Origin of the sequence: Halopseudomonas litoralis (assembly GCF_900105005.1) — a bacterium.
Lineage (GTDB): Bacteria > Pseudomonadota > Gammaproteobacteria > Pseudomonadales > Pseudomonadaceae > Halopseudomonas > Halopseudomonas litoralis.
Map to the genome: position 1 here is coordinate 3,719,700 of NZ_LT629748.1, position 22,659 is coordinate 3,742,358.

A 22,659-nucleotide genomic window follows, 5' to 3' on the forward strand; every position below is an offset into this window, starting at 1 on the left:
CCTCAGGCCTGGAATACCAGTTGACCATTGCACAGGGTGTGGGTTACCGCACCCGGTGCGCTCTGGCCGGTGAATGGGCAGTTGGCACCCTTGGACACCCAGTGCTGGCCAATCTCGCTGGTCACCGCCGGGTCGAACAGGGTGATGTCGGCGCTGGCGCCTTCGGCAATCCGGCCGGCCGGCAGGCCAAAGATATCGGCCGGGCCGCAGGTCAGCCGCGCCAGCAAGGCCGGTAGTTCGAGCAATCCGTCCGCGACCATGGTCAGTGCCAGTGGCAACATGATTTCCACACTGCTGATGCCCGGCGCCGAGGCGGCGAAGGGTACCCGCTTGGCTTCCGGCTCATGGGGCTGGTGGTGGGAGGCGATGGCCTGGATCACGCCGCCCTGCACCGCCTGGCGCAGCGCCCGTCGGTCGGTGCTGCTGCGCAGCGGCGGCATCACATGAACCAGGCTCGAATAGCCGTCCAGGTCCTCGTCACATAACAACAGCTGATACATGGCCACATCCGCAGTGACCGGCAAACCTCGCGCCTGGGCATCGGCCAGCATGTCGATCGCGCGGGCGCTGCTCAGACCAGTGAAATGGGCGCGCACACCGGTCTGCTCGATCAGCAGCAGGTCCCGCGCCAGGGCTACGGTTTCGGCACTTTCGGGAATCCCGATCAGGCCCAGTCGCGCCGCGGTCGGTCCCTCATGGGCGACGCCACCTTCGGCCAGGGCCGGGTCCAGCGGGGTGAAGATCACCGGCAGGTCGAAACCGGCTGCGTATTCCAGCGCGCGGCGCAGAATGCGGTTGCTTTTCATCGGGGCCAGACCTTGGGTAAAGGCCACGCAGCCGGCGTCACGCAGCGCCACCAATTCGCTCAGGTGTTCGCCATCCAGCCCCCGGGTCAGGGCGCCGATGGGGAACACGCGGGCCTGTCCGGCGCGCTCGGTCCTGTCCAGAATGAGTTCTGCCACGGCCGGGGTATCCAGTACCGGGCGGCTGTTCGGCGGACAGCACAGGCTGGTGACACCGCCAACGGCAGCCGCGCGGGTTTCGCTGGCAATGCTGCCCTTGCGGCCGAAGCCCGGCTCGCGCAGACTGACGTTCAGGTCGACCAGGCCGGGACAGGCGATCAGACCGCGTGCATCGATGGTCTGGGTGGCGATAAAACCTTCGGGGGCCTGACCCAGCGCCCGGATCTGACCCGCATCGATATGCAGATCGGTGATTTCATCGAACTGGCTGGCCGGGTCGATGACCCGGGCGCCCTGAATGGTGATACGCATGTTCATTGCCCTCCCTGACTGGACTGGCGCTGGGTGGTCTGTCCGGCCATGGCCATGGACATGACCGCCATGCGCACGGCGATACCGTAGGTCACCTGATTGAGGATTACCGACTGCGGGCCGTCGGCCACCGCCGATTCGATTTCCACACCGCGGTTGATCGGGCCGGGGTGCATGACCAGTGCGTTGGGCTTGGCCAACGCCAGGCTGTCGCGGGTCAGGCCATATTGGCGGTAGAACTCGCCCTCGCTGGGCAGCAGGCCACTCTGCATGCGCTCCTTCTGCAGCCGCAGCATGATCACCACATCGACATCACGCAGGCCAACGCGCAGATCATTGAATACCCGCACGCCATACTGCTCTATCCCCACCGGAAGCAGGGTGCGCGGGGCAATGATGCGGATATCCGGGCAGCCGAGAATGCGCAGTGCTTCCATGTTCGAGCGTGCCACCCGTGAATGCAGAATATCGCCGACGATCGCTACTGAAAGCTGCTCGAATCCACCCTTATGTCGGCGGATGGTCAGCATGTCGAGCATTGCCTGGGTCGGATGGGCGTGGTTGCCGTCGCCGGCATTGATGATGGCCACATCCGGGCAGACATTGCGTGCGATGAAATGGGCCGCGCCGGAGTCACCGTGACGTACCACGAACATGTCAGCGGCCATGGCCTCGAGGTTGCGCAGGGTGTCGTACAGGGTTTCACCCTTGCTGGTCGAGGAAGTCTGCACATCGAGGTTGAGTACATCGGCGGACAGCCGCTTGGCGGCCAGCTCGAAGGTGCTGCGGGTACGCGTGGAATTCTCGAAGAACACGTTGCACACGGTCTTGCCGCGCAGCAAAGGCACCTTCTTGATGGCACGCTCGCCGACTTCGAGGAAGGAGTCGGCAGTATCCAGAATTTCGGTCAGCAGTTCCCGGGATAAACCGTCGATCCCGAGAAAGTGGCGTAGCTGGCCCTGTTCATTGAGTTGCAGTTGGCTGGATTTCTGGCTCATTGGGCTCTCATGGCTTGGCGACGGTGGTCAGGGTCAGGTGCAGTGGCTCGGGGCCGGCCAGTTTTACCCGCTGGCCCGGCGGCAGAGTCAGGCTGGCACCGAGAATGTCGGCGCGGATCGGCAACTCACGGGCCTCGATATCCACCAGCGTGACCAGGGTCACCGAGGCGGGTCGGCCGTAGTCGAACAGCTCGTTGAGGGCGGCGCGAATGGTGCGGCCGGTCATCAGCACGTCATCTACCAGAATCAAATGGCGATCGTCGACGCTGAACGGCAGCTCCGACGGGCGCACGCCCTGTTGCAGGCCGATCTGGGCGAAGTCGTCACGATAGAAGGCGATATCCAGCGTACCCAGGGGCGCCTCCGGCAACCATTGATCACGCAGTTGTTCAGCGACCCAGACGCCGCCGGTATGGATACCGACAATGGCCGGGTCAGTCCGTTGGGTGCGGTCCAGCCAGGCAACCAGTTCCTGACCCATGCGTTGCAGCAATGGGCCGATTTCAGGCAGTTCGCTCATTCATGCTCCTTTTGGCTGGCCAGCCAGGTTTCCAATAATAGCGCAGCGGCCAGGCTGTCGACCGGGTTGTCGCGGTAGCTGGAGGGTGTGCCGCGACCAGTCTCACGCAGGGTTTGTTTGGCTTCGAAGGTGGACAGGCGTTCGTCCACACAGTGCACCGGTATCTGAAAACGTCCGTGCAGACGACGGGAGAACTTCTCAGCTCTGGCGCTCATCTCGCTGGGCGTGCCATCCATGTTCAGTGGAAGACCCACCACCAGCGCGTCGGGTTGCCACTCGCGCAGCAGCGCGGCGATCTGCTCCCAGTCGGGAATGCCATCGCGGGCGCGCAGCTCCTTAAGCGGCCGGGCATTGCCGGTGAGTGTCTGGCCGACCGCGACACCGATCTGTCGGGTGCCGTAATCGAAGCCGAGCACGCGTTGCGCAGATGCTGGCATCAGGCGTGACCCGCCTGGCTGCTGAGCAGATTCAGATCAACGCCGAGATGGCGCGCGGCTGCGTCCAGGCGCTGCTCGGCCGCCAGCTCGAAGAGGATCTGATAGTCGGCGGGACAGTTGAGCCAGACGTTGTCAGCCAGCTCCTGATCCAGCTGGCCGGCGTCCCAGCTGGCATAGCCCAGTGCGACGAAGACTTCGGTGGGCCCGCTGCCGCTGGACATGTCCACCAGAATATCCCGCGAGGTAGTTAGCTGCAGCGGGCCTAGATCCAGGCTCGACTCCCATTGCTGGGGGCCGCGGTGCAACACGAAACCGCGCTCGGCCTGTACCGGTCCGCCGCTGAAAACCACGCGGCTGCCAATCTCAAAGGGTACGCTCACGTCCGGTGCGGTCTGTTCCAGCACGTCGCCGAGATTCAGGCCGCTGGGTTGATTGATTACCAGTCCCATGGCGCCGTCCTCGTTATGCTCGCACAGGTAGATCACACTGTGGGCGAAACGCGGATCTTCCATGTGCGGCATGGCGATCAGGAAATGATGTTTCAGATAGGTCGGTAATGTCTGGGTCATGCCGCATAGTATTGGGCGCCCGGACGTCGAGGGCAAGAGCACCCAGGAAAAACCAGCCTGCACTACCTCAGAAGCTGGATATCCGATCGCCGGGTTCGAAGCGCCAGGTGCGGATGATCTCCAGCACGTCGATATCCATCAGCTCGCCGGTAAATGGAGCATAAGGTGCGGCCAGGCGGACGATACGCAAGGCGGCGTTATCGAGCACCTGGTGCCCGGATGATTCGAGTATCTGCACATCCCGCAGGGAGCCGTCACGATTGATTGCCACCAGCAGCCGCAGGCCGCCGTAGATGCCCTGGCTGCGAGCTTCGGCGGGATAGTTCTGGTTGCCGACGCGTTCTACCTTGCGGCGCCAGGCGTCCTTGTAGTAGGCGCCCTTGTCACGCATCGTGGAGGCGGCATTGATCCGATGCACGCGCGGACGCTTGGCGTACTGTTGCCGCTCTTCGGCAAGCTGGGCTTCCAGGCTGGCGATATCCTGGGACAGAGTGGACATGTCAAAGCGCTGGCGGGTCCTGGGTGCGTCCAGCGGGTCCGGCTGCGGCGGTGTGCGAACTGCGCGGTCAGGCGCGGGTGCGGTGGTGGTGACGATCTTTTCCGGCGCTTTGGGAGCCGGTGGCGGGGCAACCGGTTCCGCCGGGGACACCGGCTTTATCTCGCTGTCCTGAAACACGGCTTCTTCCGGCGTGCTGGGCGCAGCCTTGTCATCCAGACTGCCGCTGCCTTCCTGATCGAATTGCGCCAGGTAGTCGGCGTTCTCCGGCTTGGTCTCGGACGGCTGGCTGGCCAGCGTGATTTCCAGAGTTCGGGACAGTTCGCTGGGGCTGGGCAGATCGAAGGTGATACCGAGAATGACCAGGGCGTGCAGAATAGCCGCCAGGAACAGGGTGAATCCGAGGCGGTCCCTGGGCTCGATGCTCGGGGCGGCCGGCTGGGCAGCCGGTTGAGCGGGTGAAGGCGGCGTCGCTGCTGCTGTATTCATGCTATCCATAGGCTTTGGGGCGTACTGCAGCGCAGTCTGCCCCTGTCGAGCAAAAAAGTCTACGCACCGGCTCGCGCTTTGAGTTGTTGGGCAATGACATCCATCAGCTTGTTGCCGATATCGGTGTCATAGGCCGCATCGATCTCACGAATGCAGGTCGGGCTGGTGACGTTGATTTCTGTGAGGTAATCGCCGATCACATCCAGGCCGACGAACAGCAGGCCGCGACGACGTAATTCAGGGCCAATCTCGGCGGCAATCCAGCGGTCGCGTTCGGTCAGCGGACGCGCTTCGCCACGACCGCCAGCGGCCAGGTTGCCACGGGTTTCGCCGGCCTGCGGAATACGCGCCAGACAATAGGGCACAGGTTCGCCGTTCAGCATCAGGATGCGCTTGTCACCCTCCTTGATCTCGGGCAGGTAACGCTGGGCCATGATCTGTTGCTGACCATGTTCGGTCAGTGTCTCGATAATGACACTGATGTTGGGATCGTCCTGGCGAACGCGGAAGATCATCGAGCCGCCCATGCCGTCCAGCGGTTTGAGAATCACATCACGATGTTCGTTGATGAACGCACGCAATACATCGACGCGGCGTGACACTGTATTCGGCGGGCAGCACTGCGGGAACTGGGTGGCGAAGAGTTTTTCGTTGCAGTCACGCAGGCTGGCCGGACGGTTCACCACCAGCACGCCGGCACGCTCGGCGGCTTCGAGAATATGCGTGGCGTAGAGGAACTCATTGTCGAATGGCGGATCCTTGCGCATCAGCACCACGTCGAGTTGATCGAGCGGACCCTGTCGCATGTCGCCGAGCTGATACCAGCGCTGCGGGTCTGCGAACACCTCAAGCGGACGGCTGCAGGCCATGGCCTTGCCATCTTGCAGATACAGATCCTGTGGTTCCATGTAATGCAGTTCCCAGTCGCGCTGCTGTGCGGCCAGAAGCATGGCCAGGGAGCTGTCCTTCTTGTAGTGGATCGCGCTGATCGGATCCATGACGATGCCAATACGAATGCTCATGGTTAGGGTCGCTGTGGTGATTGAGAAGTAGCGCCAGTCTACCAAATTTGCTCAGGCCGGGATGCAAGATCGGGTCTGCTGCTGCGGCCATGCTGATTCCGGATTGGCTCAACAGGCCTTACTTGCAGTATGTCTCAGGTTTGAGAAGGGTTTATGGATTGCCTGACAAATCTATGTTAAAAGTAGCCGGAAATGGAATTGGCCGGTCTCAGCCGGGAACCAGACCACCTTGCAATTGACGTCGTTTATAACAAGGGCTGTGTTTATGGAAGAAAATTTCGAGAGCCTGAAAGTCATGGTGATTGATGACAGCAAGACTATTCGACGCACCGCGGAAACGCTGCTGAAGAAGGTCGGCTGCAACGTCATTACTGCCGTCGACGGCTTTGATGCCCTGGCTAAGATCGCTGACAACCACCCCGATATCATCTTTGTCGACATCATGATGCCCCGCCTTGATGGGTATCAGACCTGCGCGCTGATCAAGAACAACACTGCGTTCCGTGCCACGCCGGTAATCATGCTGTCTAGCAAGGACGGTCTGTTTGACAAGGCCAAGGGCCGTATCGTGGGCTCTGATCAGTACCTGACCAAGCCATTCAGCAAGGAAGAGCTGCTGGGCGCTATCCAGGCCCACGTTCCGCAGTCGGAAAAAAAGATGACCGGCGCAACGGGCACCTGACAGCTCGCCGACTCAATTTGAATATCCAGGGGGATAAATGGCTCGTATTCTAGTAGTTGATGATTCGCCGACCGAGTTGTACAAGCTCACCGGCATGTTGGAAAAACACGGTTTTGAAGTGCTCAAGGCGGAAAATGGCGCCGATGGTGTGGCCCTGGCGCGTCAGGAAAAACCTGATGCCGTATTGATGGATATCGTCATGCCGGGACTCAACGGCTTTCAGGCCACCCGCCAATTGACCAAGGATCCGGAAACCACGAATATTCCGGTGATCATAGTGACCACCAAAGATCAGGAAACCGACAAGGTCTGGGGCAAGCGCCAGGGGGCCAAGGATTACCTCACCAAGCCGGTCGAGGAAGCCATCCTGATTCGCACGGTGAAAGCGGTGCTCGAGACCTGACAGCATCCGCTTCACCGGTACATGACAACAGGGACGGTATGTCAGACACAACACATCCTTTCGATCTTCTCCAGCAGTTGGCGACCCGCTGTCGCCAGCGCGCTGCCGGGCTGCCGGCACAGCAGGCCGTGGCCGAGACATGGAGCGGTATCGGCTTCCGCCTGGCTGGCCAACCGATGGTGGCAGCCATGGGCGAAATCAGTGAAATTCTGCATGAGCCACGTTATACCGCGCTGCCCCGGGTCAAATCCTGGGTCAGAGGGGTTGCCAACGTGCGCGGCAGACTGCTGCCGATCATCGATCTGAGCCACTTCCTTGACGCACCTGCTACCACGCCGCGCAAACAGCGCCGGGTTCTGGTGCTCGACCGTGACGAGGTGTTTGTCGGCCTGTTGGTCGACGAGCTGTTCGGCATGCAGCATTTCCCAGTTGACAGCTTTACCACCTCGGTGCCTGACCTCGCGAAGGAACTCAGGCCATTTGTGGTGGGTGCTTATACCGGGGAGAGAATATCCATGATATTCAATTTCCGGGCATTGGCACGCGACCAGGCGTTTCTTGATGTAGCGATCTGATCGAGGCGGGGCGGGCCGGTGTTGCCGGTACGCAATTCAGGACTATAAGAAGCATGCGGTAGGCCAGGTAGGGGCCAGAAAATGAAAAAGCTTGATACCAACATACTGTCAACCTTGCGCAGCAATCGTACGATCAGTGGCCTGTTCGCGGTACTGATTCTGTCGTTGATTCTGCTGTTCATCAACTTCGTATATCTGAACGTTCAGAGTTCTTACGATACGGAATACATCGGTCACTCCGGCGAACTGCGAGTGCTGTCCCAGCAGATTTCCAAATCGGCGACGGAAGCTGCTACCGGTACCCCGGAAGCTTTCGGTCTGCTGCTTGCAGCCCGTAACGATTTCGAGCAACGTTGGGGCTACCTGGCCAATGGACGCGAGGAAACCGGCCTGCCGGCCACCCCGGATACGTTGCAGGAGCCACTGTCGCGAGTGCAAGCTGACTGGGACAAGCTGCGCGGTAATGCCGATGCCATTCTGAACAGCCAGAACACGGTACTGTCTCTGCATGAGGTAGCCGCGACGCTGTCCGATACCGTGCCGCAACTGCAGATCGAATACGAAGACGTGGTAGACGTGCTGATCGACAGTGGCGCTACGGCCGACCAGGTATCGGTCGCCCAGCGGCAGTCGCTGCTGGCCGAGCGGATTCTCGGGTCGGTGAACCGGGTATTGACCGGTGACGCCGATGCGGTATTGGCAGCGGACAGCTTCGGTCGTGACGCCGGCCTGTTCGGACGCGTGCTGCAGGGCATGCTGCAAGGCAATGATGTGATGAACATCAGTCAGGTAACCGATCCCGACGCGGTGAGCCGACTCAACGAAATCGCCGACCTGTTCAGCTTCGTGTCGGATTCGGTGGACCAGATCCTGCTGACCTCTCCGGAGCTGTATCAGGTGCGTCTGGCGGCGAACGACATCTTCACCGATTCCCAGGTGTTGCTGGACAACGTGTCGGATCTGTCCCAGGGGTTCGAGCAGCGCAGTGAGGCCCGCTGGGTGAATACCCTGCTGGGTTATATCCTGGGCATCGTCGCCCTGGGCAGCATTCTGCTGATCGGCTTGCAGATGACCCGCGAAACCCGCCAGCGTCTGGCCGAGACGGCTGCGACCAACGAACGTAACCAGGCCGCGATTCTGCGTCTGCTTGATGAAATCGCCGACCTCGCCGACGGTGACCTGACTGCCGAAGCGACGGTGACCGAGGACTTCACCGGGGCCATCGCCGATTCGATCAACTTCTCCATCGACCAGCTGCGCGCACTGGTGGAAACGATCAACCACACGGCCCTGCAGGTTTCTTCTGCCGCGCAGGAAACCCAGGGTACGGCGATGCATCTGGCCGAAGCCTCCGAACACCAGGCGCAGGAAATTGCCGGTGCCTCGGCGGCGGTCAACGAAATGGCGGTGTCCATCGACCAGGTATCGGCCAACGCCGCCGAATCGGCAGCGGTAGCCGAACGCTCGGTAGCCATCGCCAACAAGGGTAACGAAGTGGTGCAGAGCACCATTTCCGGCATGGACGTCATTCGCGAGCAGATCCAGGACACCTCCAAGCGCATCAAGCGTCTGGGTGAATCGTCCCAAGAGATCGGTGATATCGTGAGCCTGATCAACGACATTGCCGACCAGACCAACATCCTCGCGCTGAACGCTGCGATCCAGGCCTCCATGGCCGGTGATGCAGGCCGGGGCTTTGCGGTGGTAGCCGACGAAGTACAGCGTCTGGCGGAACGTTCCTCGGGTGCCACCAAGCAGATCGAAGCGCTGGTGAAAACCATTCAGACCGACACCAACGAAGCGGTTATCTCCATGGAGCAGACCACCTCCGAAGTGGTCAGCGGTGCGCGCCTGACCCAGGACGCGGGTGTTGCCCTGGAAGAGATCGAGAAGGTATCCACCAGCCTGGCAGCGTTGATCCAGAACATCTCCAACGCGGCGCGGCAGCAGGCCTCCTCGGCGGGTCATATCTCCAATACGATGAACGTCATCCAGGAAATTACCTCGCAGACCTCGGCAGGTACTACCACTACCGCACGCAGTATTGGCGAGCTGGCCAAACTGGCCGACAGCATGCGTCAGTCGGTGGAAGGCTTCACCTTGCCTGAGCAGGGCTGAGCGCAGCGGCGGCTGGAATGCCGCCGCGATAACAGCACAGCGGGAGTCGCACAGTGCACAGAACGCCACACTGGTCATTGGAGCAGTTGCCAGACATGGACGGAGCGCAGTTCCGTCAGTGGCAGGCGCTGCTGGAAACGCGTACGGGCGTGTGCGTCAGCGAACAGCGCCAGGTCTATCTGCAGACCAGTCTCGGCGCGCGCATGCGTGAGCTGGGTATGCGCGACTACCAGCTCTACTACGAATATGTTACCGAGGGCATCAGCGGCGCGTTGGAATGGTCAGCACTGGTCGAATGGCTGACGGTGCGCGAGACCAGCTTCATGCGACATCGCGCCTCCTTCGATTGTGTGGCGCAGTTTCTGGCACAACGTCAGTCAGCGGTCAGCGACCGACCGCTGCAATTCTGGAGTGTCGGTTGTGCCAGCGGGGAAGAAGCCTACTCCCTGGCCATCGTCATGGAACAGTCACTGGTGGCGAGTGGCCAGAAGCGGCGTGATTACGGCATCTGGGCGACGGATATCAGCCAGCATGCCCTCGATCAGGCCCGCAACGGCTGCTATCCAGACCGCCGACTGGGCGGTCTGGGCGAACGCGAGCGGGAACAGTGGCTGGAGCGCCTGCACAATGGACAATATCGGGTAGTGCCTGCGCTGCGCGACCGAGTGTGCTTCACTCGACTGAATATCCTGGAACTGGCCCAGGCTCCGATCCGGGACCTGGATATCATTTTTTGCCAGAATTTGCTCATCTACTTCCGACGCTGGCGCCGTCGTGACCTGCTCAACCAATTGGCAATGCGGTTGGCGCCGGGCGGCATACTGGTAATCGGACCGGGTGAAATAATGGACTGGAACAATTCCCTCCTGGAGCGGGTACCTGATGATCGGGTACAGGCTTACCGGCGTCGGGACAGCATGGAATGTCTGGAGTGACTATGGGTGATCGGCATGATTATGTCGCCCTCGACTGGGTCAAAGGCGAAATTTCCGAGACGCTGAATCAAGCGCGTCACGCCCTGGAAACCTTTGTGGAAAACCCCGAGGATACGACGCGCCTGCGTTTTTGCCTGACCTATATTCATCAGGTTCATGGCACATTGCAGATGGTGGAGTTCTACGGCGCGGCGCTGCTGGCCGAAGAAATGGAAAAGCTCGCCCAGGCCTTGATGCATGGCACCTGCCGCCGTGAAAACGAGGCGCTGGAAGTGCTGATGCAGGCGATCCTGCAGATGCCCGCCTACCTGGACCGGGTACAGAGTGGCCGACGTGATCTGCCGCTGCTGCTGTTGCCGCTGCTCAACGACATGCGCACCGCCCGCGGTGAAAAATTGCTGTCGGAAAACGCCTTGTTCAGTCCCGAGCTGAATACCGATAAGGATGCCGGCGATGCTCAGCAGGTTGACTTCGGCAGCGAGCAGGTCGCGCGGCAGCTGCGCAAGTTGCGTCAGGCCATGCAGATTGCCCACGCGGCCATCATTCGCGAACAGAACGTACCGGCCAGCAGTCATCAGCTGGGCCGCGTTTTCATGCGCCTGGAAGGCCTGTTTCAAGGCACCCGTTTTGCCGAGCTGTGGAGCATTTTCGCCGGAGTCGCTGAAGGTCTGGAATTAGGCTCCATCGACAACGGCGCGGCCATCCGCCAGCTGTTGCGTCAGGCCGACCGCGAACTGCGCCAATTGCAGGATGAAACCGCTGCGATTGCCGATAGCGCACCTGCGCCGGAGCTGCTACGCAATCTGTTGTTCTATGTAGCCAAGAGCAGCGGCAGCAGTCCACGCCTGGATGCACTGAAAAAGCATTATCGGTTGAACCCCCTGTGGAGCGATACCGAGCGACAGGCGCAGGCCAGTGACAGTCGAATGGTCGGCCCGGACCGTGGCACCATGCAATCGGTTGTCCAGGCGCTGGACGAGGAGCTGCTGCAGGTCAAGGAGCGCCTGGACCTGTTTGTCCGCAGTAGCGAGCGTCGTCCGGACGCGCTGGAGAGTCTGCTACCAGCGATGAAGCGCATTGCCGATACACTGGCGGTGTTGGGGCTCGGTCAGCCGCGCCGGGTATTGCAGGAACAGATCAAGCGGGTCGAGACGCTGGCGTCTGCTGACAGCACCCCAAGTGATGCGCAATTGATGGAAATTGCCGGTGGCGTGCTCTATGTCGAAGCCAGCATGCGCGGTATCTTCGCCATGGATATGGATCGCTCGGCCGACGCGCCCGGCGAAGACGATGACCAGCCACGGCAGCTGGCTGGTGCCCAGGATCTGCTGCAGATTCAGCAGCAAGTGGTGCTGGAAGCGCGTAATGCGCTGGAGCAGACGCGCGAAGCCGTAAATGCTTTCATCGCCGGGCAGTGGGACCATACCCAATTGCAGCCAGTTGATGAATTGCTCAACAGTGTGCGCGGTGGACTGGCCATGCTGCCATTGGCGCGTGCCGCCGACGCCGTTGCTGCCTGCCGGCTGTATCTGAGCCAGCAACTGATTCGTGACCGCAAGGTCCCCGACTGGGAAGCGCTGGATGCTCTGGCCGATGTGATCACCAGTATTGATTACTACCTGGAGCGGGTGGTTGAAGATAATGCGGATCGTGGAGACAGTATTCTTGCGGTGGCCGAGGAGCGTCTGGCATTGCTCGGCTATGCGCCGGGTGCTATCGGCGTGCTTGATGCCACGCCGGCAGTAGCTGCGGCAGCGGTTCCAGCGAACGCTGTCAGCGTAGCGGTGGATGAGCCGGATGAGGACGAGCTCGATCCCGAGCTGCTGGAGATCTTCGTCGAGGAAGTCGGTGAGGTACTGGAAACGCTCGACGACCATACGCCCAGATGGCAGGCGGATGCCCAGGATACGGCAGCCCGCGCCGAGGTGCGCCGCGGTTTTCATACTCTCAAGGGCAGCGGGCGCATGGTGCGTGCCGGAGTGCTGGCCGAGCTGGCCTGGGCGGTTGAAAACATGCTCAACCGGGTAATCGACGGTAATGTACCTCTGAGCCAGCCGATATTTGCCACCGTCAATGCGGTTCGCGCCTTGATACCCGCCTTGCTGGAGGATTTTGCCGCCGGTCGGCAGCAGCAGCTGCCTGAAGTGGAGCGGCTGGCAGATCAGGCAGATGCCCTGTCCCGTGGCGCAAGCCTGCCCGCGTTCGATGAGGCCGAAGAGCCGATATCGGCGGCTGTGGACCCTGTGGATACCGTATTGCCCGAGGCGCAGACCGAGATCGTGCCGCTGCCGGAAGCTGACGAATTGCCCATGGCATTCGAGCCGTCGTTCGAAACCGAACAGCCATATCTCCCGGATGACCTGAGCGAAGCCGTCGTTGCCAGTGAACCGGAGCAGTCGGAGCCGCTGGAAGAAGAGCCGCCAGCTGTTGTGCTTGCCGTCACAGAAGAGGCTGACGAGGCGCAAACAGTGGTTGCCGAGACGGTCCAGGCGGAGCTTGACCCGCTGCTGCTGAAGATATTCCGCACCGAAACCCAGACGCATATCGAGCAGATCAACGGCTATATCGGTATATGTGATCAGAACGGCCTGCCGTACCCGCTGAGCGATACCTTGCAGCGCGCCTTGCATACCCTCAAAGGCAGCGCACACATGGCCGGCATCCAGCCGATCGCGGTACTGGCGACGCCGCTGGAAAAACTGGCCAAGGACTTCAAGGGCAACCTGATCCCGGCCGATCAGGCTGTGGTCGAGCTGCTGCGCGATGCGGTGAGCCTGCTCGAGACGTGGCTTGCACGGGTCGATGCAGCGTCCGACCAGACCATTCCCGGCACCGAGACCTTCTTGCAGCGCCTGGATGTGGTCTATCAGGACGCTATGCAGAAACACGACAACAGTCGTTCCGATCTGGACGGTTCGTCTGATGCCGTACTGCTGTCGATCTTCCTTACCGAGGGTGTTGACCTGCTGCTGGATGCGGCGGACGAGCTGGCGCTGTGGTCCCCGGCCGCGGCTATTGATCATACCGGTCTGGCGCGGGCCCTGCGGGGACTGTCTGAGGTGGCGGCAGAAGTCGAGCTGATGCCCATCGAGGAGCTCTGCCAGGGTCTTGAAGATGCGCATGCAGCCCTGGCCAGCCAACGCCTGCTGTTGAGCCCCGAGGTTGCCGACTGCCTGGCCCAGAGTCATGAACGCTTGATCGGCATGATGGATCAGGTCGCGGCGCACCAGCATGTACATCCTGCCAGAGATGAGTTGAACGCATTGCAGGCGCTATTTCAGGCAAGCAACGAGAATGCGCCGGTGGCGACAGTTGCAAGCACCGGTACAGAGGTGTCAGCCAATACCTGGAACCTGAGTGATGTGGGTACCGATGCCGAGCTGGTGGATATCTTCCTCGAAGAAGCCCAGGAAATTCTCGATACGTCCTCCAGCAGTCTGCAGCATTGGCTGACCGATACCAGTGATGAGGCGCCGCTGCATGCCCTGCTGCGTGACCTGCATACGCTCAAGGGCGGCGCGCGCATGGCGGAAATTCGCCCGGTGGGTGATCTGACCCACGAGCTGGAATTCCTTTATGACGGGCTGGTGGCACAGCGCTTTGCGCCGGTGGAAGGATTGCCCGAGCTGCTGCTGGCCTGTCAGGACGGCCTGACCGAGATGGTCGAAGGTATTGTCGCGGATAGGTCGATCAGTGATGGTATGCAACTGATTCGGGTGATTCGCGATTTCCGCGCGCAGCCGGATCGGCCGCCGCAATGGCCCACCGAGGCAGTTGCCGATCCACTCGCAGCAGAAACGGCCGAAGCGCCGATGCCAGAGCCGCCGATTGCTCTGGCAGCCGATTCGGGCATGCTCGGCATGTTCATCGAAGAAGCTCGGGAGTTGCTACAGCCCTGTGCCGATCTGCTGACCCGCCGGGAAACCGAGCCAGCGGCTGCGGATGAGTTGCTGCATCGTATCCAGACGCTCAAGGGCAGCGCTCGCCTGGCCAGCCACAAAGCCGTGGCCGAACAGGCGCGTTTGCTGGAAACAACCTTGCAACAATCGGAACCCGGTCAGGATGACAGCCTGAGTGCGATGTTGGCCGAGCTGCAGAGTAGCGTCGAGCAGCTGGCTGGTGGGCAGCTATTCCCCAGCAGTGACTGGACGCTACCGGCCGTAGCACCCGCGGCTCCCTTGCCGATACCGGCAGCGCCGGAGCGGACGTTGGCAGAGATTCGCACCATTCTGCAGCAGGCTATGGATGGGGCTGGCCCATCGCGTACCGCGGGCAGTCGCGGGGGCATGCAGGAGACCATCAAGGTGCCTGCGGGGCTGCTTGAAGAGCTGGTCAACCTGGCCGGTGAGACCTCCATTTTCCGTGGCCGGGTTGAACAGCAGGTCAGTGATATCAGCCAGACGCTGACCGATATGGAAAGCACCATCGAACGAGTGCGTGACCAGTTGCGGCGTCTGGATATGGAAACCCAGGCGCAGATCCTGTCGCGCCACCAGGAAGAAATAGAGCAGGGCTACGAGGACTTCGACCCGCTGGAAATGGACCGTTATTCCCAGCTGCAGCAATTGTCGCGCTCCTTGTTCGAGTCCGCCTCGGACATGCTCGATCTGAAGGAAACCCTGGCCACCCGAAGCCGTGATGCGGAAACCCTGCTGCTGCAGCAGGCGCGCGTTAATACCGAGCTGCAGGAAGGCCTCATGCGTACGCGCATGGTGCCCTTCGAACGCTTGCTGCCACGCCTGCGCCGAGTGGTGCGGCAGGTGTCCACGGAGCTGGGCAAGCAGGTCAGTCTGGTGGTGGGCAATGCCGAAGGCGAGATGGACCGCAGCGTGCTGGAGCGCATGATGGGGCCGCTGGAGCACATGTTGCGCAACGCGGTCGACCATGGCATCGAGTTGCCAGCGTTGCGGACTGCCCAAGGCAAGCCGGAAGAGGGCAGAGTCAGTCTGGATGTGCACCGCGAAGGCAGCGAGATCGTCATCCGCTTGCATGACGACGGCGGTGGTGTCGACTTGCAGGCGGTGCGCAGCAAAGCGATTGAGCGCGGACTGATGGACGCCGACGCAGGGCTGACCGACCAGGAGGTGTTGCAGTTCATTCTCGAGGCGGGCTTCAGTACCGCCGAGCAGGTGACGCAGATCTCCGGTCGGGGCGTCGGCATGGATGTGGTCAACGCCGAGATCAAGCAACTGGGTGGCAGCATGACGCTGTCTACCGAGCCGGGTCTCGGCACCAGCTTCCTCATTCGCCTGCCCTTTACCGTATCGGTGAACCGGGCGCTGATGGTGTATTCCGGCAAAGACCTCTACGCCATACCGCTGAATACCATCGAAGGCATCGTGCGGGTCTCGGGCTATGAGCTGGAAGCCTATTACTCCCCGGATGCACCGGCCTTCGAATATGCCGGCAAGAACTATGACCTGCGCTATCTCGGCGACCTGCTGGTCACGGGTCAGCAGCCCAAACTCGCTGGCCACAGCCTGCCGCTGCCGGTGATCCTGGTGCGCGGTACCGAACACAGTGTCGCGGTGCAGGTCGATGCCTTGGCCGGCTCGCGGGAAATCGTGGTGAAGAGTCTCGGCAAGCAGTTTGCTGTGGTGCCCGGTATTTCCGGAGCGACCATTCTCGGGGATGGCCGCGTGGTGGTGATTCTGGATCTGCTGGCGGTCATTCGCGCGCAGCAGGCGTTGTATTCGCAGCAGCAGCTGGCCGCCGAACGGGCGATCTCGGCAATGCCGCAGGCCCGGCGTTCGACGCTGGTCATGGTGGTGGACGATTCCATCACCGTGCGCAAGGTAACGACCCGATTGCTCGAACGTCACGGTATGGAAGTGGTGACCGCGAAGGATGGCGTCGACGCGATTGCCCGACTGCAGGATGTGCAGCCGGACATCATGCTGCTGGATATCGAAATGCCGCGCATGGATGGTTTCGAAGTGGCTACCCGGGTGCGCCACGACGAGCGGCTGAAGGATCTGCCGATCGTCATGATCACCTCACGTACCGGGGAGAAACACCGCGAGCGGGCACGCAGCCTGGGGGTGAATGAATACCTCGGCAAGCCCTATCAGGAACCTCAGTTGCTGGAGGTTATCGGTAATCTGGTCAATCTGCGTGACTGAAGCGCCGGCGGTCGCCTTGTTGGTAAGTTCCGAGCGCGATCGCCAGGTGTTGACGCAGGCAGTGCGGAGTTTCGGCTATCGGGTGGTATTTGAGACCGCCCCCATGGGCGTGAAAGTCGATGAGTTGGCCGGTGTTGCAGCCGATCTGTGGTTGCTGGATATGGCGGACGAGTCCGCTCTGATCGACTGGTTGCTGGAATACAGTCCCGTTCCGGTGTTGATGGGGTCGGGTGAGATACCGCCCATCCAGCATGAGGATCATGTGCGGTGGCAGCGGCGCTTGCTCGGCAAGCTCAGTGCGCTGCTCGGGGAGCCATTGCAGCTGCCGCCGGTGCTGACCCTATCGATTACGCCCCCGGCGCCCGCAGCACGACGTTGCGTGTGGTTATTGGGTGCTTCCCTCGGCGGACCTGCGGCAGTCAAGCGGTTCCTCGATGCGCTGTCGGCGGATGCGCCGGTGGCCTTCGTTTATGCACAACATATCGATGCGGGTTTCGAACAGCAGCTGCCCCATATACTCGGGCGGCAGAACGCCTGGCGGATTCGCAACAGCGTCGAGGGCAGTCGATTGCAGTATGGCGAGGTGATGGTGGCGCCGATTGGCCGAGCCTTGAGTTTTGGTCCGGAAGGACAGGTCCAGCTGCATGATAGCCCTTGGCCCGGAGCTTATCAGCCGGCAATTGAAGGTCTGCTGGATGAGGTGTCCCATGCCTTCGCGCCGAGCTGCGGTGCAATCATTTTCAGTGGCATGGGTGAAGATGGGGTCGCGGCCTGTGGTCGCATGCGCCGACAGGGCAGGGAGGTCTGGACACAGAGCGCCGCCAGCGCCGCCTGCGCGACCATGCCCCAGGCGGTGCAGGTGGCCGGTCACAGCAGCCGCGAGGGTTCGCCTGAAGAACTGGCCGCGGCTCTGAGCCAATGGCTTGAACAGGAACGTCCGCCGAGCGCCTGATGCGCGGCGCACATCAACAGGAGTCACGCAATGTCAGATGCACTGGAAAGCCTCAATGGCCTGGTTGTCCCGCTGGCCGAACAGCCATTGCTGCTGCCCAACGTGGCAGTGGCGGAGCTGGTCGGCTATCGCCTGCACCAGCCGGCAGCTCAGGGGCCGGCATGGTTTCTCGGCTGGACGCTCTGGCGTGACCAGCGGGTGCCCTTGATCGACCCGGAGGTGTTGTTGGGCCAGTCCTCAGCGGACCAGCCACAAGCGCCACGCAGTCTGATCATCAATGCTGTGGGTGGCAGTTCGAGCCTGAGCTTCATCGCCATGCGCATCCGCGGTATTCCCCGCTCGAAGAAGGTGCTGCGCGGGGAAATCGAAGCTGCCGGCAGTGCCAGCGAGTTCGTCAGTCAGCCGGTGAGCCTGGCGGATGAAGCAGACATCTTGCTGATTCCGGATCTGGCGGCCATCGAGCAGGCGCTGGAGCAGGCGGGCGTGCTGCGCGGCTGAGCGATAGCTCCCCGCTCAGGACACCTGCACCGGAAACAACAGTCGCGCCTCGGTGCCGCCGCCGGCGCGGTTGAGCAACTGCACGCTGATGCCGTGGCTGTCGGCGATGCGTTTGACAATCGCCAGACCCAGCCCGGTGCCCTTGGTAGAGCGGGCGCGGTCGCCGCGGATGAAGGGGGTGAACAGATCTTCCCCCTCGCTCTGGTCGATTCCCGGACCACGGTCCAGCACGCTGACCACCACACAGGGTTGAATGGCGCTGGGTTCCAGGTGGCTGCTGATCTCCACGCCGGTGCCGCCATGATTGAGGGCATTTTCCAGCAGGTTGGTCAGCAGGCGCTTGATCGACAGGCGGCGCAAGAGCAACTCCGGAACGGGCTCCAGACACTGGCGCACCAGCTGTTCACTGGCATTCACCGGGGTCACCACTTCGCGAATCAGTTCATTCAGATCACAGGGCTCACAGGGCTCGGCGCTGCCGTCACGGATATAGGCCATGAACTGGTCGAGAATCGCGTCCATGTCTTCGATATCGCGAATCATGCCTTCGGTGAGCTCGGGCTCGACATCCGACATCAACTCGGTGGACAACCGCATGCGCGTCAATGGCGTGCGTAGATCGTGGGACACCCCGGCGAGCAGCAACGCGCGGTCGCTGTTGGCCTGCTCCACATCCTGCGCCATCTGGTTGAAGGCGCGATAGACCTCGGCTATTTCCGCCGGACCGCTGGTATCCAGCAGCCGCACGCTGTGGCCTTGACCTATATGTTGCGCGGCTCGCTCCAGTGTTTTCAGAGGGCGGTTGAGCTGGCGCACGAAAACCCAGGCTGCGCCAGTGGAGAGCATGCCGATCAGGCTCAGCCAACTGACCACCAGCCAGATGCGCTGCCCGCGCAGTGGGTGGGCATAGAGCGGTACCTTCAACCATTGATCGCCATAACCGGGTTGGTGGACCCAGATGGCCGGCTGTTCCTGGGTCTGCACGCGGATCTGGGTGCGGTCACCGAGCTCGTCACGCAGTTGGTTGGTAAACACCCCGGAGTAGGGCCAGTGAATTTCGCCGGCAGGCACCAGGCTCTCATGCACCAGCTCCAATCCGGTGATGGACTCCAGGTCCGCTCGGGCCTCAGGGCCGCTGGCCCAATAGGCATGTACCAGCATGGCGCTGCCGTGGCTGTACTGGCGATCGACCAGCAGGTCCTCGTTGCTCATCAGATAGACCAGCGTGAGGATCTTCGAGAACAGCGTGACCAGCAGTACCAGCAACAGGGTGCGGGCAAAGAAGCTGCGCGGCAGCAGCGGGTGCCAGCCGGGGCCGCCTTTCACTGTTGCTGGCCATCCGGAACGAAGACATAGCCGACACCCCAGACAGTCTGGATATAACGCGGCTTGGATGGATCGGGTTCGAGCAGGCGGCGCAAACGCGAGATCTGCACGTCGATGGAGCGTTCCAGCGCGTCCCACTCACGGCCGCGGGCCAGTTGCATGAGCTTGTCCCGGGTCAGCGGTACGCGTGGATGATGCACCAGTGCCTTGAGTACGGAAAACTCGCCCGAGGTCAGCATGTGCACTTCGTCGCCGCGCTTGAGTTCGCGGGTAGCCAGGCTGAGCACAAAATCACCAAAGGTGACTTCATTGTCATTGGCCGAGGGCGCGCCGGGAATCTGCGGTGCCTGACGGCGCAGCACGGCCTTGATCCGGGCCACCAGTTCGCGGGGGTTGAACGGCTTGGGCAGATAATCGTCAGCGCCCATTTCCAGGCCCTGTATGCGGCTGGTTTCGTCGCCCTTGGCGGTCAGCATGATGATCGGCGTGGTGGTGCCCTGCTCACGCAGGCGTGCGCAGGCCTTGAGGCCGTCTTCACCAGGCAGCATCAGATCCAGCACGATCAGGGAAAACAGCTCCCGATCCAGTAGCCGGTCCATCTGCGCGGTGTCTTCCACGGCGCGGGCGCGATAGCCCTGCTCACTGAGAAAGCGTTCAAGCAGGCGACGCAGACGCGCGTCGTCATCCACGATCAGAATTTTCTCGCCTTCATTGCTCATACGGGCACCATCATCTTTGAAGAAATATATTGTCGCTGATGCCAGTGGTACAGGGGGCTGGCCATTGTTACAAGAGGTTTCTCCGGTTGCCTGGCCTGATCGAGGGGGCAGCCTGTGGGGCAAGGCTGCATACCGCAGCGGCGACTCGGTTATACTGCTGCGCCTGAGATAACTGATGTGGATACCCAGCCATGGATAGTATTGCCTCGCGTATCGCCACCGAACTGGCAGTGCGCCCGGAACAGGTCGTCGCCACCGTCACCCTGCTCGACGAAGGCGCCAGCGTGCCCTTCATCTCCCGCTACCGGAAAGAAGTGACCGGCAGCCTGGATGATACCCAGCTGCGCTATCTGGAGGAACGTCTGCGCTATCTGCGCGAGCTGGAAGACCGGCGCCAGAGCATTCTTTCGAGTATCAGCGAGCAAGGCAAGCTGACCGCCGAGCTGGAGCGTGACATTCGTCAGGCCGAGACCAAGATCGGTCTCGAAGATCTGTATCTGCCGTACAAGCCCAAGCGCCGCACCAAGGGTCAGATCGCCCTGGAAGCCGGCCTCGGCCCACTGGGCGAGCAACTCTATGCCGATCCGGGTATCGATCCCGAGCAGTTGGCCGCCGATTTTATCGATGCCGACAAGGGTGTGGCGGATAGCAAGGCGGCGCTGGATGGGGCCAAATACATTCTCATGGAGCGCTTCAGTGAGGATGCCCGGCTGCTCGAACGCCTGCGCCAGGCATTGCGTCAGGACGGCCGCGTGGTCTCGCGACTGGTAGCGGGCAAGGAGCAGGAGGGCGCCAAGTTCCGTGACTACTTCGAATACGACGAGCCGCTGCGCAACGTACCTTCGCACCGGGCGCTGGCAATCCTGCGCGGGCGCAACGAGGGGGTGCTGAATATTGCCCTGGAACTCGGTGAGCCGGACGCCCCGGCCAGCGCCAGCCATCCCTGCGAAGGCATGATCGCCGAGGCGACGCAGATCCGTGATCAGGGCCGGCCGGCGGATAAATGGCTGGGCGAGGTGGTGCGCTGGACCTGGCGGGTCAAGCTGTCCGGGCACCTGGAAACCGAACTGCTCGGCGAGCTGCGGGAAGCGGCGGAAGACGAAGCCATTCGCGTATTCGCCAGTAATCTAAAGGATCTGCTGCTGTCTGCGCCGGCTGGGCCGCGTGTCACCCTGGCCATGGACCCGGGTCTGCGCACCGGGGTTAAGCTGGCAGTGATCGACGCCACCGGCAAACTGGTGGATACCGCCACCATCTTTCCCCATGCCCCGCGCAATCAATGGGATCAGTCGCTGGCGGTGCTGGCTGCGCTGAGTCGCAAGCATCAGGTCAATTTGATCGCCATTGGCAACGGCACCGCCTCGCGGGAAAGCGACAAGCTCGCCGGCGATCTGCTCAAGCTCTGCCCCGAACTGAAAATGCAGAAGATCACCGTCTCCGAAGCCGGTGCTTCGGTGTACTCGGCGTCGGAATTGGCAGCCAAAGAGTTTCCGGACCTGGATGTGACCTACCGCGGGGCGGTGTCCATCGGGCGCCGTCTGCAGGACCCGCTGGCCGAGCTGGTGAAGATCGAGCCCAAGGCCATTGGCGTCGGTCAGTATCAGCATGACGTATCCCAGCTGAAGCTGGCGCGCAGTCTGGATGCGGTGGTGGAAGACTGTGTAAACGCCGTGGGCGTGGACCTGAACACGGCCTCGGCGCCGCTGTTGACGCGGGTCTCGGGGCTGAATCCGACTATTGCGCGCAATATTGTCGATTACCGTGATCAGCATGGCGCCTTCGGCAGCCGTCGTGAGCTGCTCAAGGTCAGCCGGCTGGGGGATAAGACCTTCGAGCAGGCGGCAGGCTTTCTGCGCGTGATGAACGGCAGCAACCCGCTGGATGCGTCGGCGGTGCACCCGGAAGCCTATCCGCTGGTCAAGCGCATCGCCGAGCAGACCGGGCGCGACATTCGCAGCCTGATCGGCGATTCGAGCTTCCTGCGCACGGTCGAGCCGGCGCGCTACACGGACGAACACTTCGGTATTCCGACCATCACCGACATCATCGCCGAACTGGATAAGCCCGGTCGCGATCCGCGTCCCGAGTTCAAGGCCGCTGCGTTTCAGGAAGGCGTGGAGAAGATCAGCGACCTGGAGCCCGGCATGGTGCTGGAAGGCGTGGTCAGCAACGTGGCCAATTTCGGCGCCTTCGTCGATATCGGCGTGCATCAGGACGGTCTGGTACATATTTCCATGCTCGCCGACAGCTTCGTCAAGGACCCGCGTGACGTGGTCAAGGCCGGCGATATCGTCAAGGTCAAGGTGTTGGAAGTGGATATACCACGTCAGCGCATCAGCCTGACCATGCGCATGGCCGACCAGCCCGGCGCGGTGACCGGAGGGCGTAGCAGTGCGCCGGCCACCGAGCGCAACCGCTCACGCCAGCCACGCGCGGATAAAAACCATGCTGGCACCAAGCCGGAGACCGGTGGTACGTTTGCCAACCTGTTTGCCAATGCCAAGAATCTGAAGAAGCGATAATC

The 22,659-nt window shown here is 61.7% G+C and carries 18 protein-coding genes; 9 read left to right on the forward strand and 9 right to left on the reverse strand.

What is annotated here, in order from left to right; all coding sequences use genetic code 11:
* Nucleotides 1–2 precede the first annotated feature (2 nt).
* From BLU11_RS17810 to gshB, 7 genes are all read right to left on the reverse strand, one after another.
* Complete coding sequence (locus tag BLU11_RS17810; RefSeq protein ID WP_090276664.1) at nucleotides 3–1,274, reverse strand: dihydroorotase; 1,272 nt, start codon at nucleotides 1,272–1,274, stop codon at nucleotides 3–5.
* A 2-nt stretch (nucleotides 1,275–1,276) separates the two neighbouring features.
* Nucleotides 1,277–2,272 (reverse strand): aspartate carbamoyltransferase catalytic subunit, encoded by a 996-nt coding sequence (locus BLU11_RS17815; RefSeq protein ID WP_090275666.1) that lies wholly within the window; start codon nucleotides 2,270–2,272, stop codon nucleotides 1,277–1,279.
* A gap of 7 nt (nucleotides 2,273–2,279) precedes the next feature.
* Entirely contained in the window at nucleotides 2,280–2,792 is a 513-nt protein-coding gene (pyrR, locus tag BLU11_RS17820; RefSeq protein WP_090275668.1) for a bifunctional pyr operon transcriptional regulator/uracil phosphoribosyltransferase PyrR, read from the reverse strand.
* A complete protein-coding gene (gene ruvX / locus BLU11_RS17825; protein ID WP_090275670.1) occupies nucleotides 2,789–3,229 on the reverse strand; it encodes a Holliday junction resolvase RuvX in 441 nt (146 codons plus the stop codon). Before ruvX ends, pyrR begins: the two co-directional genes overlap by 4 nt.
* Nucleotides 3,229–3,798 (reverse strand): YqgE/AlgH family protein, encoded by a 570-nt coding sequence (locus tag BLU11_RS17830; RefSeq protein WP_090275672.1) that lies wholly within the window; start codon nucleotides 3,796–3,798, stop codon nucleotides 3,229–3,231. Before BLU11_RS17830 ends, ruvX begins: the two co-directional genes overlap by 1 nt.
* Nucleotides 3,799–3,865: 67 nt before the next feature.
* The gene (locus BLU11_RS17835; protein ID WP_090275674.1) at nucleotides 3,866–4,783 is read right to left on the reverse strand and encodes an energy transducer TonB; all 918 of its coding nucleotides are present in this window, start codon (nucleotides 4,781–4,783) and stop codon (nucleotides 3,866–3,868) included.
* 59 nt (nucleotides 4,784–4,842) lie between these two features.
* Nucleotides 4,843–5,805: a glutathione synthase gene (gshB, locus tag BLU11_RS17840; protein ID WP_090275676.1), complete on the reverse strand. Its 963-nt coding sequence runs from the start codon at nucleotides 5,803–5,805 to the stop codon at nucleotides 4,843–4,845.
* 265 nt (nucleotides 5,806–6,070) lie between these two features.
* Between gshB and BLU11_RS17845 the strand changes: the two genes are divergently transcribed.
* The 8 genes from BLU11_RS17845 to BLU11_RS17880 all read left to right on the forward strand — a co-directional run bounded on the left by BLU11_RS17845 (nucleotide 6,071) and on the right by BLU11_RS17880 (nucleotide 18,090).
* On the forward strand, nucleotides 6,071–6,487 hold the full coding sequence (locus BLU11_RS17845; protein WP_090275679.1) for a response regulator: 417 nt from the start codon (nucleotides 6,071–6,073) through the stop codon (nucleotides 6,485–6,487).
* Nucleotides 6,488–6,524: 37 nt separating this feature from the next.
* The gene (pilH, locus tag BLU11_RS17850; RefSeq protein WP_090275681.1) at nucleotides 6,525–6,890 is read left to right on the forward strand and encodes a twitching motility response regulator PilH; all 366 of its coding nucleotides are present in this window, start codon (nucleotides 6,525–6,527) and stop codon (nucleotides 6,888–6,890) included.
* 38 nt (nucleotides 6,891–6,928) lie between these two features.
* Nucleotides 6,929–7,465, forward strand: coding sequence for a chemotaxis protein CheW (locus BLU11_RS17855; protein ID WP_090275683.1), 537 nt, complete (start codon nucleotides 6,929–6,931; stop codon nucleotides 7,463–7,465).
* A gap of 81 nt (nucleotides 7,466–7,546) precedes the next feature.
* The gene (locus BLU11_RS17860) at nucleotides 7,547–9,583 is read left to right on the forward strand and encodes a methyl-accepting chemotaxis protein (protein ID WP_090275685.1); all 2,037 of its coding nucleotides are present in this window, start codon (nucleotides 7,547–7,549) and stop codon (nucleotides 9,581–9,583) included.
* 95 nt (nucleotides 9,584–9,678) lie between these two features.
* Nucleotides 9,679–10,518, forward strand: a complete 840-nt coding sequence (locus BLU11_RS17865; protein ID WP_090275687.1) for a CheR family methyltransferase — start codon at nucleotides 9,679–9,681, stop codon at nucleotides 10,516–10,518.
* On the forward strand, nucleotides 10,506–16,640 hold the full coding sequence (locus BLU11_RS17870) for a hybrid sensor histidine kinase/response regulator (protein ID WP_090275689.1): 6,135 nt from the start codon (nucleotides 10,506–10,508) through the stop codon (nucleotides 16,638–16,640). Before BLU11_RS17865 ends, BLU11_RS17870 begins: the two co-directional genes overlap by 13 nt.
* Nucleotides 16,633–17,592, forward strand: coding sequence for a chemotaxis protein CheB (locus tag BLU11_RS17875; RefSeq protein WP_157718710.1), 960 nt, complete (start codon nucleotides 16,633–16,635; stop codon nucleotides 17,590–17,592). The genes BLU11_RS17870 and BLU11_RS17875 overlap by 8 nt, the downstream gene beginning before the upstream one ends.
* A gap of 30 nt (nucleotides 17,593–17,622) precedes the next feature.
* Nucleotides 17,623–18,090: a chemotaxis protein CheW gene (locus BLU11_RS17880; RefSeq protein ID WP_090275692.1), complete on the forward strand. Its 468-nt coding sequence runs from the start codon at nucleotides 17,623–17,625 to the stop codon at nucleotides 18,088–18,090.
* A gap of 15 nt (nucleotides 18,091–18,105) precedes the next feature.
* Here BLU11_RS17880 and BLU11_RS17885 read toward each other — a convergent pair whose 3' ends face one another.
* Complete coding sequence (locus tag BLU11_RS17885) at nucleotides 18,106–19,416, reverse strand: ATP-binding protein (protein WP_231702233.1); 1,311 nt, start codon at nucleotides 19,414–19,416, stop codon at nucleotides 18,106–18,108.
* The gene (gene ompR, locus BLU11_RS17890) at nucleotides 19,413–20,135 is read right to left on the reverse strand and encodes an osmolarity response regulator transcription factor OmpR (RefSeq protein ID WP_090275694.1); all 723 of its coding nucleotides are present in this window, start codon (nucleotides 20,133–20,135) and stop codon (nucleotides 19,413–19,415) included. The genes BLU11_RS17885 and ompR overlap by 4 nt, the downstream gene beginning before the upstream one ends.
* A 191-nt stretch (nucleotides 20,136–20,326) precedes the next feature.
* On the opposite strand from ompR, the gene BLU11_RS17895 reads away from it, so the two are divergent.
* Complete coding sequence (locus BLU11_RS17895; RefSeq protein ID WP_090275696.1) at nucleotides 20,327–22,657, forward strand: Tex family protein; 2,331 nt, start codon at nucleotides 20,327–20,329, stop codon at nucleotides 22,655–22,657.
* Nucleotides 22,658–22,659 lie beyond the last annotated feature (2 nt).